Raw genomic sequence first — 16,306 nt, forward strand, 5'->3', positions numbered from 1 at the left:
GCTTAGTCTTCCAAATCTAAAGTCCAATTTTCGATTAAATTTACTAAAAATGATAATGCGTTTTCCTGTCCTTCCGGAAATTCTATCGAAAGTTCACCTTGCATAGAATTGCCTTTGACTTTTGAACCTACCATATAGATATTTCCATATTTGGACAGATCATCTACTGATTTCTGAACCGAACGGTGTACTGGAATATCAAGGTCGGTTAACATTGCTGGTAGTTTCGGCGTATTAAATAAGGCTACAACTGGGTTTTTCTTTACCAAATTGATGAAATCTCTATCACCGGTCGCTCGGAAAGAACCATCTTTAATTGCCTGCAACTTCGTTAAGTCATTGCCCATAAACACGATACCCTTGTCGATTAATAGGTAAGGTTTAATCGTTTCACGAGAGCTTACTTTGAACTCATATATTCCATCGTGATCGATCAATCCTTCTTCGCGCAAACCAATCTTCACAATTTTTTCAAAGATGCTTACGTCGTCAGACGAGAACATCCAAAGAAAATCAGGTACTGCTTCGGTTTTAGTACGTTCAACTTCCGTATAGTTATAATCCTCATCGTATTCGTAGTCGGTATAGGTAATTTCCTTGTTTGTCACGCCATTTAAAACAACCAGGTTATCTCCTTTAAAGACTTTCGCAATGGCTTTCTCATCCAATAGGATCGCGAAGGAAGTCGCGAATACATCGACGATTTCAGAATAGCGATTGTCGTTATCTTCCCCAAATACACGGGTGACGATTTTCGGAAGATGCTTTAAGTATGCTTCTGTATTAAGATTTAAAGTAAGAAAACCTAAGGCGTTTTTATCCAAATATTTATAGAATTTAGGATTAAACTTGTTTTGATAGATTTCTTTATAATACTTCGCCATCGTTTTATCGAACGCCAAGTCACCTTTCAAGCTCAATTTGTTACCCTCGATAACAGCAGCACCGCTGACAGACTTATAACCGTAGTCGAATGCTGGGCGCATTCCTAGGGTGCTGTAGAGCATATCTGTTGGATAGTAATACTTGTAAAAGTCTGCTATATGGTCCATCTCGAAACGGATCAATTCATTGTCCTTAATATTACGTAGGTTCTTCGAAGTATGGCGTTCTACTTTACCAGCGATAATATCGTTTATCTTTAGATCAACCCAACCGCTCACCAATACATTTTTTATGGAGTCATTGTGGTTTTCAATCTTGCGATATTCCAAATAGTAATCATCCTGATACTCGTCGCGTTCCAAAACCGAATCAACGTATGCATATTCATCTTCTTCAGTTTCCATGGTTGCAGGAGGAATTCCTGCTGGTGGCGGTGCGACCATTATCCCTACTTCAACTCCTTCCGCAGCCTCTTCTGCAGCTTCAGCTACGGCCTCAACAGCAGCTTCTTCCTCTTCTTCCTCCCAAGCTTCCCACTCTACTTCGGTTGTATCTGCGGGAATTACTGGCGGACCTGGTATTCCAAATTCCTCAGCAATGGGATCCCCTTCGTGTTCCAAGAAACCATAGCGCTGCTTAATATCATCTCGCTTGAAGTAATTGTCCATCGCAAGACCTCCTAAGATATAGATGGTATTGTTATCCCAACTGATACGTAACGTTTTATCCGAGCTGTAGATGGTCGGTAAACCATTGACTTGTACAATTTCCTTCTCTTTGGGAAGCAATGCTTCAAATTTAGCTTTATCAGATAGCGGGAACAGTGCTCCCAAATACTGGACGCTATCCGTTGTAATTGAATTGATGTAGGCATTTGCGCGGATATCTATTCCCATTTCTTGGATATCTTTTGTTCTCAATGGGTTGTTTTTACCCATCACATTGTTAAAGAATCCTGTGCGTGATAGAATGCGATTAACTTGCTCGGCATCAACATGTTTAAAGAATGCTTTACCATTGATTGCAAGAACAAAGTTCGATTCGCCAGGAACCTTATTGATCAAATCTTGGGAAAAAACTGGGCTTGCAAATCCGATCGCCCCAGCAATCAATGCCATCTTTAATTTATTCATATGTATATCTTGTTAATTTTTATCTGGAATTATTGTAATACTATACTGTTTGCCAAATTTACCTGACCGGAAATAAGGCTTGGAATGCTTGTTTTTAGCATGACCGCTTTCTTATTAGGTGATATTTTCGCAACACTGCTAGCCTGCTTTGCCACGGAACGATCGAAGCGATAAATGCTCGTATAGAAAGCTTGATCGAATGACTTACGATTTTCAGTTTGAAGTTTTGAGAACTCTTTTTTCGCGTCAGCACTATGCTTGTAGCTTCGAACAAAGGTTTTAGTCTTTGTATCATAGGCATAGCTTGTATTCTCGTTAAAGCGAGATTTAAAATGGGTGCCTAAGGTTTTAGTGTAGGCGTTTAAAGCTTGAACATTTTGAAAATCACAAGAAATACTAGCTATATAATTATTGAAATCTAAACGATAATTGACGTTCGAGATGCCTTTGGTATTCTTAAGTAGATTTACCATCGTATTTACTTCTTTCCGGATTTCTGACTCCGAAGGGATTTTAATGCCATCTATTTTGTCCAGCTTCATGAGCGAAGCAGCCTTAGTCTTGCTCTTGCTAAGGTTTAAAGTTCCCTTTATGGTACCCGATCCATTTGCTTTCATATCGATTTCCTCGACGATATCAAAACAAGAACTCAGGCTAAAACAAGCAACAAAAAGTAGTAATCCAATTAGTAATTTTTTCATAGAATTTGAATCTAAACGAAAGTACAAACATTTATATAATGCTGAAATCACTGTTTTCAGTGAGTTTCTAAACTTAACAATAAAAATGTGAATTAAATCTCTCTTAGTTGACATATTTATATAATCTAAACAGAGAAAACTGAGAAAATTAACGAATTAAGCTAGCAAACTATCTACATGTAGAAGGGATACTACATTCCACTTCGATATTCCCATGCATCGTAGCCAATATTCTACTATATCGGAAACATTTTGAAAGCCGACAAACTGAATTTAATTATTTTGATACTTTTATCCGATAACAACAACAGATTGCTTGAAAAAGTCTTCCGCTATTGTTGCTGCCGGTGAAAATACACTATGGAATTCAAGGGTAAACCATGGAGAATCTCTCCACTAAATAATAATTAAAATGAAATATTTCGTAAAAAACGGAAATGAGTACAAGATGAAAACACCGTGGGGGCTATATTCTCCGATAGTCGGCGGTTTTGCATTAATGACGATTCTGAGTTTTGTTAAAGCGCCAGAATCTACTTTATTTTGGTGGCTTTTAGCTATGACAATTTTCCTGATCATTTCTTTTCTAAGAAGATGTTTTATCATTGATCTGGATAAAAAACACATCAAAGTTAGACAAGGACTTTTCGGAATTGGCGACACTATTCTTATAGACAATCAAGAGGGCTTCACGGTGCATGAAATGAAACAACTGTTCATTACAACTAATGTAAGTCTAATGGCGCGTTATGTCAACAACAAGGGAAAGTATCGCGAAATACAACTTGCACAAGGAATTTCGAAAAAAATGATTCAAAATCTCCTAAATGAAGTGGAGGAAATATTAAGCAATGAGCATCAAGGATAAACTAAATCTTATTAGGCAAATTGATTCTATATCGTTTCAGCCCAACAAGGGTATCAAAAGAAATCTATATTGGTCGGCTGTTGTCGGTTTTATTGCTTTCGTTGCACTGACGATATTCTGGCAGCAATTAGGCGTGGGTGGTCGGTTAGTTTGCGGATGTATCATTGCATATGTTATCATTTTTGGATTTATTGATATTACCTTTCGTCTACATGTGCGCTATACATTCGACAAAGCCAGCAATGCTATTTATAAGGAGAATCCGATTTTGGGTAAGCATAGAATCATGAAATTGGATGAAGCGACGATTTTTCAGAGTTCTGAAGTCGGCGAGTGGCACTATAGCCTGGGCAGAAGGAAGAAGGAATTCCTAAAAAGTTATACGATAAGTCCGTCATTTTTCGAAAGGAAAGCTTCAGAATTAGAAGCCGAAGAATACGAAAGAGAAATTTTAGTGCCGATAATTGAACTTATCGGTGGTGACAATGTTCTTTCACCCCATTCCGCCAGAAAGGCAGCAACAAACCATAAATAAGGTTATTTGAATTTAAACAAAATTGGGAGAGCGAGCTCTCCCAATTAAAATTTTAGACCTTTCCGGTAAGCATTATTACTACTTTTCTTGATCAGTCGACTATAAGAACGAATTCTGCTAGTACTCGTATTTTTCAACCGATTTGATCTGGTTATTTCCTTCCGTGAAAACTAAAGTTGGCTGATAGGAATCCGCTTCATCCGGGCTCAGATTGATAAAAGAAAGAATATGCACCGTATCGCCTACTTTCGCGTGTAGGGCTGCACCTCCATTCATACAAACCTCACCAGAACCTCTTTTCCCAGGTAGTACATAAGTCATAATACGACTTCCATTAACGGCATTGTTAATATAGACTTGCTCGTATTTCAAGATACCTGCTGCGTCTAATAAATCAGCGTCAATCGTGATTGAGCCATTGTAAGCAACATTTGCTTCTGTCACTTTAACCGTATGAATCTTTGCTTTTAATAGGGTTACTTCCATTGATAAATGTATTCTTTTTAAATTGATTGTTTTATTTGATTGCTATGCACTTCTTTCGCAAGAAATGTAATGTTATTTTCTACTTGTTTGATGATATGCTGCTTATAGTGAATATCATAAGTAAACTCAAAGTTAGCTAAACTATCGAACTTCCCTATAGGATTCACAGCAACGGTATAATCAACAGCACCTTTGTAATTGTACTTTGTAATTTCATAGTGGTCCCCTTGCTCCGAAAGCGCGAACCAACAGCCCTCTCCCAGCCCACCGAGCCAGGTGGCATGTTTTGGTACATGCGCCGGACGAGCTGGCTCGCCCAGCAAGCCTAGAACAGCATCTTGTGGGAGATCTTTTGATCGTTTGCTGGAAAAATTATCAGTCAGTTGATTGACTTGAAATTTCAACGACTCCTTACGGTTCATTTTCCATTCCTCTAAATGTTGCTTTGCATAACAATATACAATGCCATCTAGGTTAGCGTTGACTACATTGCTCGTAGGGCTAGCCTTTAGCGACTCTGGGTATAATATTTTTGAAATCCGCTGGTCGTCCTGCATCATCCCTTCGACAAGAATTTGAGCAACATAGCGTGAACAACTGTTATTTCTAGCGGCTAAAGCGCCGTAAAGTACTGGCCCCTTGTTGACCAAGGCTTCTGCATATGCCGCTGCTTTCTGAAAGCTTATATCTTGAGAAACAGAACATAATAGTCTTCCTCCGCCATGTGTTGCTTCTTCCATCATCGAAAGTTCTGCTAGAATCTCCTCTAAGTTCATCAGCTCTTTCGCAGTGGAAAATTGGGCAAGGGTATGTACTTTCAGTCTAGGATCGAATGCTGCCGAGCGCGCGCGTCCGTAGCCACGGGGACAGATGTATCGACCAAAGTCAAAGTACTTTACTTGTCCAGAATTTCTTTCAATCAGCAAGATAGCCGCATGTCCAATCCTGAAGTTCAAGTTTTTTACAATACCTAATGCTTTCAACACTTTAAACCACAATTCATCACCCCGCGCCGTTTGATCTGGCCAGGCAATGGGAATAGCGATATCTTGATAGGTATGCATCATAATATATCAAATGCTTTAGTGGTTTCCTGTTGATTGTTATTGTATAATTTCTGTAAATAACGATCTCCATGATCTGGAAAATATAAAACAACATGATCATCATGCTTAAAGTTCATGTGACTCAAGTTCTGCTCGACAGCAGCCAACACTGCCGCACTGGAGAAGCCTATCAATTGATCCGTATCAGCTCTATAATCTTGCGCAGCGCGCTTTGAAGATTCTGCGTCTATTTGATAAATTGCATCAACCGCCTGTACATCGAAAGTTCCTGGTATAAAAGTTCTACCAATCCCTTCGATCGCGTCGTGAACTACACCCGTGTTTTCTACTTTACCATGTTCTAGAAAAGTTTGATATACGGAGTTCGTAGGCTCCACGCCTAATATTTTAATATTTTTCTCTTGTTCCTTCAAATATCTTCCGATTCCTGAAATAGTACCGCCTGTACCAACTCCTGCAATCACGTGGGTGACTTGATGATTGGTCTGCTCCCATATCTCCGGACCGGTTGTTTTATAATGTGCCTTTATGTTCGCTGAATTGTAATATTGATTAGTAAAATAAGCGTTCTCGTGGTTGGCTGCGTAAGCCTGCGCTTGATACTGAGTTGAATTGAATACATGTAAGCCAAATGAGTTATCACAGATTTCAATGGACGCCCCATATGCTTCCAATAACGCCCTCTTTTCTTCGGAACAGGACTTAGAGACGAAAATCTTTGCTCTGCATCCCAATTCTTTAGCCATCAGAGCGATACTGATTCCAGTATTCCCGCTACTCGCCTCCACAATTGTCCCTCCGGGCTGTATTTTATTCCCTTTGATTGCCTCTTCTAACATAAAATACGCAGCCCTGTCCTTAGATGACTTCCCAGGATTGCAGCTTTCATCTTTCATATAGATGTTGGTGCTGAACTTATTGGATAAGTGCTCACATCGTCTCAAAGGTGTATTGCCAATTTTTTTTTCGATCAAAATGCTTGTTAAGTTTAAATTTGATTTCTCTGTAAATAAACGTGTATTACCTGATATTATTTCACAAAAATCATTCTACAGAATTAATAACAATTAATTCGTTACAAATGTTCTTCATTTTGGTCCATGTTTTTCATTACACCGATTTTTCATAGATTTGTTTCAAATGAAAGCATATGAAACCAAAAACCATCATAGTAGCTATAGTTTTAGCGCTCCTAATAGTTATCTTATTCAATAACAAAGAAGAAGCCAGTTTTTGGTTATTTGGGGAAATTAGAACGTCGAAGTTATTCATTCTAGGAGTCTTTTTCCTGATTGGTGTTGTCGTAGGCGGAATTCTGTTCCGGAAAAAAAACAAGCATCCGAAAGAGTATGGAGTCACAAATCCCCATGCGCCGATACAGTCCGACGAAGAGTTTTTAGGTCAGGATGATGGTTTATCGGATGAAGACCGGGAATATATCCGTAGAGATTAAACAAATAAAAAAGCGATCAGGAATTATCCTGATCGCTTTCTTTTTTAGATTTAACATTTGTTTTTTTTAGCCTTCCAGCTTTCTGAAGGCTGGAATGGATAAGGTATTCGACTTGGCCATTGACACTTCTGAATTCATCGTGCGCCCACTTTTCCAATTGTTTATATAGTTCGTCATCAACACGGATTACAAAACTCTTCTTCATGATATCATTTTTTTAAATCGTAGCCTACTCCGGCCAACCGTCTAGTTATATAGTGTTCCAGCATTGACTACGGGCTGGGCCGCCTTCTCGCCGCATAATACGACCATCAGGTTGCTTACCATAGCTGCTTTTCTCTCATCGTCCAACTCCACAATATTTTCCGCAGACAGCTTCTTCAAAGCCATATCGACCATTCCCACAGCACCCTCAACAATCTTTGCTCTAGCGGCAACAATAGCGGTAGCCTGCTGGCGTTGAAGCATAGCGCCAGCGATTTCTGCAGCATAGGCTAAGTGAGTTATGCGGGCTTCTTCAACGATTACACCAGCTTTCGCTAAACGCTCCGTCAATTCCTTTTCTAGGATCGCATTTACTGCATCTCCGCCTTCGCGTAAAGTAATCTCGGCATTTTCGTCTTCAAAGTTATCATAAGCAAAGCTTACCGCCAAGTGACGAACTGCAGCCTCACTCTGCACGCGTACATAATCGTTATAGCTTTGCACGTCATAAGCTGCTTTGAAGGTATCTCCTACTTTCCAAACGATTACAGCAGCAATCTCGATTGGATTACCCATCTTATCATTCACCTTTAGGGTATGCCCCTGTAGGTTTTCTGATCTTAAGCTTATCCGTTGTGCCGTAAAGAACGGGTTGATAAAAAATAGTCCGTTGTCTTTAATAGTTCCCTGATATTTACCGAACAAGTTCAATACCCTTGAGTGATTGGGATTTACAATCAATAGTCCCTTGATGATTACAATGAACACAATGAACGCTAAAAATACTAGAATAAGTCCTAACATTTTATTGTCTGTTGTGACGGCCATGTATAGGGAATACACTCCTCCTGCAACTGTTAACAATAAGATTAACAGTGCTAAATAGCCTGATGCGGGTTTGATAATTCTTTCCATCTTATTAGATTAAAGTGATATTAATTTGATATCACTAGTATATCAAATATTTTACAAGAATTATGTATGTGGGTGTAATTATTTTTTAACTCCGCTATTGAAGAATGTGGTTCACAGCAGCTTTAAAGCATGAAATTTTATTCCTTTTAAAATGAGGGACTTTCGACTTTTTTGTAAAAAAAAGCTGCTCAGAATTTGCAATTAAAGGCAAAAGCGCTACCTTTGCATCACTTCAAACAACGAAGGGTACTACAAAAAACAAGTACAAGATTCCGTAGCTCAGCTGGTAGAGCAATACACTTTTAATGTATGGGTCCTGGGTTCGAATCCCAGCGGGATCACAAAAGGCGCTAGAGATAGCGCCTTTTCTCGTCTAAATAGCCGGAAAACCGCCGTCAGGATAAATTTTGGATCATACCGAAAGTTTGGGGGGTAAAGATTTTTAAGCATACAATTTCATCACTCTGTACAGGAAGAATGTTGTGTCCCTAACGCCACGGAAGACGCTCCTGAAAGCTTTGAGTTTTGCATTGAATGATTCTGCCGATGCATTAGTACTTCTGTTGTCGAAGTAATGGAGAATGTATTGATGATGAGCTGCAATGGATCTTGCTACGCTCTCAAAGGAAGCAATGCCCGCATTCTCAACCTGATTATGCCACAGGCCTAGTTTGGTAAATGCGACCTTTTTGTCCCGGCATTTGTTGAAGATGTCTCCTAAGGCAATTCCAAGATCATAAGCCTGTTTTAGCTTAGGAAACCGCAGGAACAGCAATTCAGCCCGGTTTTTCTGGCTTTCTGACCATCGGCTAGGATGCTTGAACAAGAGGTGTCTGGATCTAGCCAATAGCTGTTTGAGCGTATCGCCATTGGGCAATAACTCGGGTTCATATGGGGTTCCTCGCTTTCGCGATTCCATTATCTTCTTGCTTTCTGCATCCAAGACTTCCCAACGATATTTGATACGGAGTTCCTGAACGGCATCGTAAGCTAACTTTTGGACATGGAACCGATCGACCACACGCCTGGCATTCCTGAAACATCTACGGATAGCCTTGGCCATGTTGGGAGCCATATCCATGGTCACCTCCTTTACCTTATTCCTTGATCGCAAGGGTATTCGCTCGATAACAGCTATGATATCCTCAGCCTTTGTGCCTTTAATAGTTGCTAGGATCGTCCCTTTACGGCCTTTTGCCGATTTACTGCTAACAATGGTATATAATTCACCGTTGCTAAAGCTGGTCTCATCGATGCTCAGGTGTTCCGAGATGTTTTCAGGGAACAATGTCCAGCTCTCTGCATGCGGCTTTTGGTCCCAATCATGGAAATCACTGAGGTGGTTCTTGTACTGATCCTGTAGTTGCTTGCCGTCCATTTGGAAGAACAGACCTACCAATTGGGCGCTTACAGGATGGTTATCCAAATATCTTCTTTAAAAAAAGCCCGAATTCCGTAGTCATTCGAGCGCCCTCACGCACCAGGTTCCAATCTCTCGTGATGATCTCTCCTGTATCCAAGACTGTCCAGCGACGGCGACGGATATGTAGCGTAACTTTCTGACCTCGAATAGGAAAGTCCGAAATCTCAGTAGAAGGCATAAACCCCTTTGACTCCAACTTGCTGTTCTCATAGCCTGTCGGAGCAATATTAAGTTCATCTAAATAAATATGGAGTTGATTGTCGACCTGATCGACTTCTAAAATCTGGAAGTATTCCAAAAGCCCTTCGGGCATCAATAGGGATAGTAATTTACGTTCGGCTTCTTGCAAGGGATATCTGTATTAAGGACGCTAAACTAACAAATTTTTAACATTCCCCCCAAGAATTCAGCTTGATCCTAATTTACCATAATTGGTTAATCGAAATGGTGCCCAAACTGGTGCCCTTTTTTGATTCGTAAATTAGGGCACCAGTTTTTGACAGTAAGTTTTGAATTGGATAATAAGAACATTTTCTAAACATCAAAAAAAATTAAAGAAAATGAAAAGCAATCAAAAACTCACGGTGCTATTTTGGCACCGAAAATCAAAAGCCGACAACAAAGGCCTTGCCCCGATCTTCTGCAGGATTTCCATTGACGGCTTCAACGTCGAATTTTCCATCGGGAAAAAAGTCAGTTTTGAGCATTGGGATCCATCCTCAAAACGTGTGGTTTCAGGAATACAAGCTAAGCAGATCAATAAGCGGATCTCCGAGATCTCAACCGATTTAGATCGTCATTTCGCCATGTTGCAACTCCAACATGCCTATGTCACACCAATGATGGTCAGAAATGTATTCTACGGTCTGCCTGCTGATCACAAAAAAGGGAATCCAAAACAAATCCGAACGGTCTCCTGCAACCTTTTACAATTAACCGAAAAATATATTGCGGACTTCCAGACGATGGTTACAAAAGGTCTCCGTTCGGCGCAGACGCTTCGACAGTGGAGAGCCACTTACAACAAAATTCAAGAATTCGTCCAACATGAATATCGGAATATGGATATTGAAATAAAGGAAATTGAATACTCTTTTGCATCTAGATTTTATCGTTATTTGACCATAGAGCGGGAAAGAGTCATTGGGGAAGCTGCTGCAAAAAAACAGATCAAAAACACCAAACAGATTTTGACTTTGGCGGAATCCGAAGGATACATTGAAAAAAATCCGATCCAAAGATTCCGATGTGGTGGTGACGACACGGACATCTTGCCATTAGAACTCGAACAGGTCAGATCCATCTGGGAAAAGGAAATTTGTCTAAAGCGCCTTGAAGAAGTTCGTGACGTTTTTGTTTTTCAGTGCTTTACTGGATTCGCCTTTCAGGATGTCTATGCTTTAAATGTTAAACACATCCTAAATATTGGTCTTAAACAAGAAAGCTGGATTATCAAGGAACGAGGAAAAACGGGAGTGCCCGAAATGGTTCCCGTCATGCCTATAGTCGAAGAGATTATCGAAAAATATAAAAACCATCCCTGTAGAACTGTTCTGGGACGCCTGCTCCCTGTCAACAGCAACGCTCGATATAATGGATACCTCAAAAAGCTTGCTGTCTTATGTGGTCTCGATAGAGAGCTTAATACGCACCTTGCTAGACACACCTTTGCCGACATGATGTTAAATGTCATGGGGTTCTCCCTAGAGGAGGTCAGTAAAATGCTCGGACATCGTAGTATTCGTACCACTCAACGTTACGCGAAAGTCAAAAAGAATAAAATAAGCAAGACCTGGGAAAATGTAAGAGAAAAAATCTTTACCCCAGAGGGAAAACTCCGTACGATTTCTTAGGAAACAAAAACCTCCTAAAAACTTTTTTTTAGGAGGTTATTTCAATTTTGAATTCCATCATTTCTTGCTTATTATCCAATTCCACGCGAGAGCTTTCCAGTTGCTGAGCAGATTTCCGTAGGAATTCATCCAGTTCCTTTCACTATAATAATCAAAAAAACTTTTTGCAACAAGTTGCGATTGCCCCTTCTCAAAAAAGTAAATTTTTACATATTGCCATTTTGGGGGAACGGCACGTCCGAGGCCACTCATCTTACGATCGACATTTAAACTGATTGTTACTAAAAAGACTTTTTAAATCCTCTGGATCATAATAGATGTTCCCTCCTATTTTAGTGTATTTGAGTAAACCACTTTCCCTAACAGCCTGAAGCTTCCCGGGAGAAAAGCCCAATAGGGCTCTGACCTCTGCCGATTTCAACCATCTATGAACAGGTGAGTTCAAATTACGCTCGGTTCCAATCCGCTTAATACATTCTAAAATCTCGGATTTTGCAGTCTCTAGGTCTTCGATCGTGACGATCTGATCTTTCCTTAAATTTCTCATATTGTTCTAATTAAGTTTCCATTGAGAAATTAATTTAGAACGAAAAAATGAGATTAACACCACCTCTGCAAAAGTGTGCATAGGATGGCCGACTGATCAGAAAAGCTAAAAAATGTTGTAGTTACTTATTTCGCAAGAGCTCTTCTAAATAAGAAACTTTATCTTTCTCGGCTTGAAGTAAACGTTCGTAAAGTTCAACTAATTTATCAGTAGTATTAAACGTCGGCAAGTAATTGGCGGAACTTGCAATAAGCGTTGAATTATCGCTACTATTATTATTGAATGTGTTATTGATAATATTGAATACCGCTTCCTCACTAAAATTCTCTATAGCTTCGGGAGTTACCCCCAAGATTTTGGCTACCTGAGCTAACAAATCTGACTCGATTGTAGCACTTTTCTCAATATTGGAGACTGTCTGCTGACTTACGCCCAATTCCATTGCCAGAGCTTCTTGTTTCATCCCCCGCAATTCACGAATGCGGCTGACTTTTCTTCCTATATGGTTTGTCGTGTTAGTTGTACTCATAAGTCCAAAGTTAAAAAATATTCACCATTCAAGTTACGAATTATTATTAGATGGTACAAAACAAGATAAGCCTTGTAGAATACTGGCTACTGTGGTTTTTTACAACCGTTTTTGGTTCGCTACATAGCTCAGACCGTGTTCATTTGTGTAAACCAAAATACACAGGATATGAAGAAGAAAAAGAAAGACCGGATATTAACGGTAGACATGTACCACCAATATGCTGAAATTGATGAAATGTATTCCAGCAGACCTCGAGAGGTAAAATTGAATATCCCATCAAATCTCCGAATGTTATGCGCCGTACTAGAGGTCGAGGTTGAAAAAATGCTCAACGATTTTATTTGGATGTTGAGCTATTCCCATCATGATTCAGCTACCAGTAAACAACGCAAAATCGCCAAAAAGTTTTTTCTGTGCTGCAAGTTTGGCCAGCCGTTCTATACTAAAAGGCAGATCATGCAGATGTTCAATGAATTAAAATCACAACGGAAAATCGATGAGACCGTTAGCACTATAGATTACAAGGACAGGGAACTGTTTTGGAAAAACAAACATATGTATATGCAGTACTGGTTCAAACGTTGGTTTGAAATGAACAGACACAACGGGGATGTTTCGATATTGGAGGAGTACTAGCCGATAAGCATTACTGCCTTCACCGAGCTGTTTGTATGAACTCGTTGTAAGATATTCCTATTTCGAAAAAGACTTTTTTAGTCATATACAAGAATATTGAAGGAAGTTTAGATTCGGATGCTTTTTACATAATATAATTGCGCACACAATAGCCATTTATCTCACCAATATGTCTCAGCCGATTCAGAGAAATAATTGATTAAAAACTGACACTATGCACCGTGTACATTCTAATAATGACTATATCGTTCAATTGAGTGATGCTGAGATCCTCAATCCTTTTGCTGCCCTTGCAAAGATTTTGAAGAAGTTCCGCTCTGTAGAGCTCGCTTCGGATGAACTTTATGAAATATTAATCCCATCTTTCCGTTCCGGCCAATGGAAAAAATACGAATCTCCACTCCTGCTTTATAAGAAATTCAGACACATCATCAAGTTGATCGAGGTTGCCTGGCTCATCAACAAGAATAGAAATGGTCTTTTCTCAGATGATCTAATTCCCGCGTACGCCTCATTGCAGGGCGGTGAAGAAAAGAGCTTGTGTATCCAAGACGAATTTTCAAGCGCATTACTGAACTTAGAAAAGATCTTTTGCTCGAATACGATGTGCGTTCTAAAATCTGTCCTTTACGAGTTTTTCCTGCTAGGACTGGAACCAAGCGACATAGAGCATCTAGACCTGGAGCTCCAGAATGTGGAGGTATTTCGGTCGATAGATGAATTGATTAACACAGTTTACAAGTTACATGAACTCTCTTCTGCCTTGCAAGGGCCCATTTTTAACCGAAGTAAATGGGACGAGTACCTTAAAGAGCATAAGATGCGCGATACGATATATGATTATGATTACGGTTTGGACGAAATCTTTTATCTAACCAGCAAAGACAAATTGCTATCTGGCATCTCCATTTCGATAGAAATACTAAATGCTGAAGGTTATTGGAAATCGCACGAACATCCAGGCAACATTATCCCTTTGTTTTACGAATACCTGTTTCTGATCGACGAATTTTGGCGAACCTGGCTTGGAGCATTGGAAGCAAAAATCGACCTGTCGGTGCCGTGGAAATACCCCAAAAACGTCCAAAAGTCCTTAAAAAGCATTAAACGGCTAAATCTAACGCATGCATGGACTTTCCTTGCAAATAAATTCGCAAAAAAAGATATCACTTATTGGTACAAACTGTGGGAAGGTTGTCTGCAGACCCTGCTAAGCGACAGCCCCTGCCCACAAAGAAAAATGAGATCATATTGTTCGATGTTAGAACTGATCGAAGGGATGATACATTTGTCTGAACTTGTATGCTTTATGTCTTGGGAAGACCCCTTTGATGAAGAAACGTACCTATGAAATTATAACAGTCGACCAGAGTGAAAATAGTCACAACCAAACTTAATAAAAAAAAGTTATGCAGCCATTAAACGAATACCAGACCACACAACTAGAGCGGTTGACCGCTCTATTAGTATCTTGTTTTTCGATCGAAGCGATCTACATCCGACCATCGTTAAACAAAACGCCCACTTATAGCCTCATCATCATTCTATGTGATAAATACCACCGCATTCTAGGAGAAATCGTGCCCAAAATCAAAAACAAGATCAGGGAGTTCAATAACTTCGAACCAATCTGCTTTTCCTTGAAACACACAAGGAAGAGAATAGCCGAGGGGAATCTATATTTAACGGACAATTGTAAAGCTGAATATAGAGTTTATCCGAAGTCAGCAATTGCCCTAGAAGAAGAAATTCCGACGCAGCAAGAATGTATAAGTTCAACGCGCTTGTTATGGGAGCGACAGTTCTTAAAGATCACCGAATTTACTGAGGGATATCATTATCTGAAAAGCAGGCGAAAATACACCTGTGCAGCTTTTATGCTACATCAATCTATGGAGCTCACCTACAAAGCGATGGAGATTCTACTGATCTCAAAAGAGAGAATTTCTCATTCCATCAGAAATCATCATAACTATCTAATGGAGTTGACACCGTTATATAACGAGCTTTTCGATCAGAACGATGAGGAAGATATTTCATTACTGGAAACGCTAATAGAGCTATACCGAGCCTCGCGTTATGAAGAAAGTTACGAGGTCAGGCTTAGTACACTCGATAAGCTTGAATTGAGGATGGTAAAGCTACATGCGAACGCCAACTATATTTTTAAGCAAATCGTTGATTGTCGATCGGAGAACATCTTGCGCGAGGTAGATTTGATTCTTTCTAGCTCCGATCCTACCACTGAGGTTATCCAGACTGAACTTCCTCAACTGATTGTCCAACAGATTTCAGAAAAAATCCAAGGGGTTCTCCAAATCTTTAGGTTTGGTTACCGAAAAAGTAAAAATGAAATTATTTACAACGTATTGCACCCAGGCAGCAGTGAGCTAATTCAGCATTTGGATCTTCTAGTGGTCACGGAAAGTGACCAGAAAAAACATGTATTTTCATTGATGGCTTCCTTGAACCAAGATCCAAAATTGAGCATACAATTATTGAATTTTTCTAAAAATCAAATTCAGCACGGTTTAAGCAAAAACCACAAGTTTTTCCATAGGATCTTAATGGATCAGCTAAATCTTCTGTTCGGCAGTTCGATAGCGTGGCAGTTCCATGGAAATCTAGGAGAACGGTCTCCAGAAGAAATGGCAGCTAAGAAGCTTATTCTAAAAAATCGAATAAAGAACGCGCAGGCTTGCTTTAGCGCAGGCAAATTTCTTAAGGGGGCAAGTCGGTTTACCGTCAAGCTCGCTCTATTTAACCAATGTTTGGAGCAATGCTGCTTAGGCTTGCTCTCTTCCATTTTGGATATCGTTCCCTATTCCAGCAAGCTCAATCAGCTCTTTTTGCTTAGCGATAGCTTTTGGGAATTCCCACGAGAGATTTTCCCTAGAACTTCTCAAGAGGAACTCCAAAGCTTTCAGCAACTTGTAGAAGCACCTTCAGTATTGAAATTTCGGTCCGTTCATACCAATCCCGATATTTGGATACACTTTCTTGAAGAAAAGTGTGAACGATTTCTCGAGGAGTGTGAAACGATATGTAAAACAGAAGACTTTGTTTAA

The 16,306-nt window shown here is 39.7% G+C and carries 18 protein-coding genes and 1 tRNA gene; 8 read left to right on the forward strand and 11 right to left on the reverse strand.

Annotated elements, in window-relative coordinates:
* Positions 1 to 2 precede the first annotated feature (2 nt).
* Both DSM08_RS10120 and DSM08_RS10125 read right to left on the reverse strand, forming a co-directional pair.
* Positions 3 to 2,018, reverse strand: coding sequence for a hypothetical protein (locus DSM08_RS10120; RefSeq protein ID WP_149526039.1), 2,016 nt, complete (start codon positions 2,016 to 2,018; stop codon positions 3 to 5).
* Between the two features lie 29 nt (positions 2,019 to 2,047).
* Positions 2,048 to 2,719: a hypothetical protein gene (locus tag DSM08_RS10125; protein ID WP_149526040.1), complete on the reverse strand. Its 672-nt coding sequence runs from the start codon at positions 2,717 to 2,719 to the stop codon at positions 2,048 to 2,050.
* A gap of 412 nt (positions 2,720 to 3,131) precedes the next feature.
* Here DSM08_RS10125 and DSM08_RS10130 point away from each other — a divergent pair, with 412 nt between their 5' ends.
* Together DSM08_RS10130 and DSM08_RS10135 are read left to right on the forward strand one after the other, a co-directional pair.
* The gene (locus DSM08_RS10130; protein ID WP_149526041.1) at positions 3,132 to 3,587 is read left to right on the forward strand and encodes a hypothetical protein; all 456 of its coding nucleotides are present in this window, start codon (positions 3,132 to 3,134) and stop codon (positions 3,585 to 3,587) included.
* Positions 3,571 to 4,122: a hypothetical protein gene (locus DSM08_RS10135; protein WP_149526042.1), complete on the forward strand. Its 552-nt coding sequence runs from the start codon at positions 3,571 to 3,573 to the stop codon at positions 4,120 to 4,122. Before DSM08_RS10130 ends, DSM08_RS10135 begins: the two co-directional genes overlap by 17 nt.
* Before the next feature lie 117 nt (positions 4,123 to 4,239).
* Here DSM08_RS10135 and panD read toward each other — a convergent pair whose 3' ends face one another.
* Genes panD through DSM08_RS10150 form a run of 3 tightly spaced genes read right to left on the reverse strand, consistent with a single transcriptional unit; the run spans position 4,240 to position 6,649 of the window.
* Positions 4,240 to 4,608 (reverse strand): aspartate 1-decarboxylase, encoded by a 369-nt coding sequence (panD, locus tag DSM08_RS10140; RefSeq protein ID WP_149526043.1) that lies wholly within the window; start codon positions 4,606 to 4,608, stop codon positions 4,240 to 4,242.
* A 17-nt stretch (positions 4,609 to 4,625) separates the two neighbouring features.
* Positions 4,626 to 5,675 carry a DUF6695 family protein gene (locus tag DSM08_RS10145; protein WP_149526044.1) on the reverse strand — a complete coding sequence of 350 codons (1,050 nt, stop codon included), beginning with the start codon at positions 5,673 to 5,675 and terminating at the stop codon, positions 4,626 to 4,628.
* Positions 5,672 to 6,649, reverse strand: a complete 978-nt coding sequence (locus DSM08_RS10150; RefSeq protein ID WP_187773834.1) for a PLP-dependent cysteine synthase family protein — start codon at positions 6,647 to 6,649, stop codon at positions 5,672 to 5,674. Before DSM08_RS10150 ends, DSM08_RS10145 begins: the two co-directional genes overlap by 4 nt.
* Positions 6,650 to 6,825: 176 nt before the next feature.
* Here DSM08_RS10150 and DSM08_RS10155 point away from each other — a divergent pair, with 176 nt between their 5' ends.
* On the forward strand, positions 6,826 to 7,128 hold the full coding sequence (locus DSM08_RS10155) for a hypothetical protein (RefSeq protein ID WP_149526046.1): 303 nt from the start codon (positions 6,826 to 6,828) through the stop codon (positions 7,126 to 7,128).
* A gap of 16 nt (positions 7,129 to 7,144) precedes the next feature.
* Here the strand turns inward: DSM08_RS10155 and DSM08_RS10160 are convergent, their stop codons facing one another.
* Positions 7,145 to 7,333, reverse strand: a complete 189-nt coding sequence (locus DSM08_RS10160; RefSeq protein WP_149526047.1) for a ribbon-helix-helix domain-containing protein — start codon at positions 7,331 to 7,333, stop codon at positions 7,145 to 7,147.
* A gap of 41 nt (positions 7,334 to 7,374) precedes the next feature.
* Positions 7,375 to 8,247 (reverse strand): SPFH domain-containing protein, encoded by an 873-nt coding sequence (locus DSM08_RS10165; RefSeq protein ID WP_149526048.1) that lies wholly within the window; start codon positions 8,245 to 8,247, stop codon positions 7,375 to 7,377.
* 268 nt (positions 8,248 to 8,515) lie between these two features.
* On the opposite strand from DSM08_RS10165, the gene DSM08_RS10170 reads away from it, so the two are divergent.
* Positions 8,516 to 8,588 (forward strand) — tRNA-Lys (locus DSM08_RS10170).
* A gap of 101 nt (positions 8,589 to 8,689) precedes the next feature.
* On the opposite strand, the gene DSM08_RS10175 is transcribed toward DSM08_RS10170, so the two are convergent.
* Positions 8,690 to 9,673, reverse strand: coding sequence for an ISAon1 family transposase (locus DSM08_RS10175; RefSeq protein WP_246172208.1), 984 nt, complete (start codon positions 9,671 to 9,673; stop codon positions 8,690 to 8,692).
* Positions 9,666 to 10,019, reverse strand: a complete 354-nt coding sequence (locus DSM08_RS10180) for an ISAon1 family transposase N-terminal region protein (RefSeq protein ID WP_149526049.1) — start codon at positions 10,017 to 10,019, stop codon at positions 9,666 to 9,668. The genes DSM08_RS10175 and DSM08_RS10180 overlap by 8 nt, the downstream gene beginning before the upstream one ends.
* A gap of 211 nt (positions 10,020 to 10,230) precedes the next feature.
* Here DSM08_RS10180 and DSM08_RS10185 point away from each other — a divergent pair, with 211 nt between their 5' ends.
* Complete coding sequence (locus tag DSM08_RS10185) at positions 10,231 to 11,523, forward strand: site-specific integrase (RefSeq protein ID WP_149526050.1); 1,293 nt, start codon at positions 10,231 to 10,233, stop codon at positions 11,521 to 11,523.
* Between the two features lie 253 nt (positions 11,524 to 11,776).
* Here the strand turns inward: DSM08_RS10185 and DSM08_RS10190 are convergent, their stop codons facing one another.
* Entirely contained in the window at positions 11,777 to 12,070 is a 294-nt protein-coding gene (locus DSM08_RS10190; protein ID WP_149526051.1) for a helix-turn-helix domain-containing protein, read from the reverse strand.
* 121 nt (positions 12,071 to 12,191) lie between these two features.
* Positions 12,192 to 12,599 carry a helix-turn-helix transcriptional regulator gene (locus DSM08_RS10195; RefSeq protein ID WP_149526052.1) on the reverse strand — a complete coding sequence of 136 codons (408 nt, stop codon included), beginning with the start codon at positions 12,597 to 12,599 and terminating at the stop codon, positions 12,192 to 12,194.
* A gap of 168 nt (positions 12,600 to 12,767) precedes the next feature.
* Between DSM08_RS10195 and DSM08_RS10200 the strand changes: the two genes are divergently transcribed.
* The 3 genes from DSM08_RS10200 (at position 12,768) to DSM08_RS10210 (ending at position 16,306) form a co-directional block, all read left to right on the forward strand.
* Entirely contained in the window at positions 12,768 to 13,238 is a 471-nt protein-coding gene (locus DSM08_RS10200) for a hypothetical protein (RefSeq protein WP_149526053.1), read from the forward strand.
* 214 nt (positions 13,239 to 13,452) lie between these two features.
* Positions 13,453 to 14,589, forward strand: coding sequence for a hypothetical protein (locus DSM08_RS10205; protein WP_149526054.1), 1,137 nt, complete (start codon positions 13,453 to 13,455; stop codon positions 14,587 to 14,589).
* Between the two features lie 58 nt (positions 14,590 to 14,647).
* A complete protein-coding gene (locus DSM08_RS10210; RefSeq protein WP_149526055.1) occupies positions 14,648 to 16,306 on the forward strand; it encodes a HEPN domain-containing protein in 1,659 nt (552 codons plus the stop codon).

The organism is Sphingobacterium hotanense, from assembly GCF_008274825.1.
In the GTDB taxonomy this organism is placed as follows: Bacteria; Bacteroidota; Bacteroidia; order Sphingobacteriales; family Sphingobacteriaceae; genus Sphingobacterium; species Sphingobacterium hotanense.

Bases quoted from the DNA above. Each gene is read 5' to 3' on its own strand.
- DSM08_RS10120 (WP_149526039.1), bottom strand. From the start codon at position 2,018: ATGAATAAATTAAAGATGGCATTGATTGCTGGGGCGATCGGATTTGCA.
- DSM08_RS10125 (WP_149526040.1), bottom strand. From the start codon at position 2,719: ATGAAAAAATTACTAATTGGATTACTACTTTTTGTTGCTTGTTTTAGC.
- DSM08_RS10130 (WP_149526041.1), top strand. From the start codon at position 3,132: ATGAAATATTTCGTAAAAAACGGAAATGAGTACAAGATGAAAACACCG.
- DSM08_RS10135 (WP_149526042.1), top strand. From the start codon at position 3,571: ATGAGCATCAAGGATAAACTAAATCTTATTAGGCAAATTGATTCTATA.
- panD (WP_149526043.1), bottom strand. From the start codon at position 4,608: ATGGAAGTAACCCTATTAAAAGCAAAGATTCATACGGTTAAAGTGACA.
- DSM08_RS10145 (WP_149526044.1), bottom strand. From the start codon at position 5,675: ATGATGCATACCTATCAAGATATCGCTATTCCCATTGCCTGGCCAGAT.
- DSM08_RS10155 (WP_149526046.1), top strand. From the start codon at position 6,826: ATGAAACCAAAAACCATCATAGTAGCTATAGTTTTAGCGCTCCTAATA.
- DSM08_RS10160 (WP_149526047.1), bottom strand. From the start codon at position 7,333: ATGAAGAAGAGTTTTGTAATCCGTGTTGATGACGAACTATATAAACAA.
- DSM08_RS10165 (WP_149526048.1), bottom strand. From the start codon at position 8,247: ATGGAAAGAATTATCAAACCCGCATCAGGCTATTTAGCACTGTTAATC.
- DSM08_RS10185 (WP_149526050.1), top strand. From the start codon at position 10,231: ATGAAAAGCAATCAAAAACTCACGGTGCTATTTTGGCACCGAAAATCA.
- DSM08_RS10190 (WP_149526051.1), bottom strand. From the start codon at position 12,070: ATGAGAAATTTAAGGAAAGATCAGATCGTCACGATCGAAGACCTAGAG.
- DSM08_RS10195 (WP_149526052.1), bottom strand. From the start codon at position 12,599: ATGAGTACAACTAACACGACAAACCATATAGGAAGAAAAGTCAGCCGC.
- DSM08_RS10200 (WP_149526053.1), top strand. From the start codon at position 12,768: ATGAAGAAGAAAAAGAAAGACCGGATATTAACGGTAGACATGTACCAC.
- DSM08_RS10205 (WP_149526054.1), top strand. From the start codon at position 13,453: ATGCACCGTGTACATTCTAATAATGACTATATCGTTCAATTGAGTGAT.
- DSM08_RS10210 (WP_149526055.1), top strand. From the start codon at position 14,648: ATGCAGCCATTAAACGAATACCAGACCACACAACTAGAGCGGTTGACC.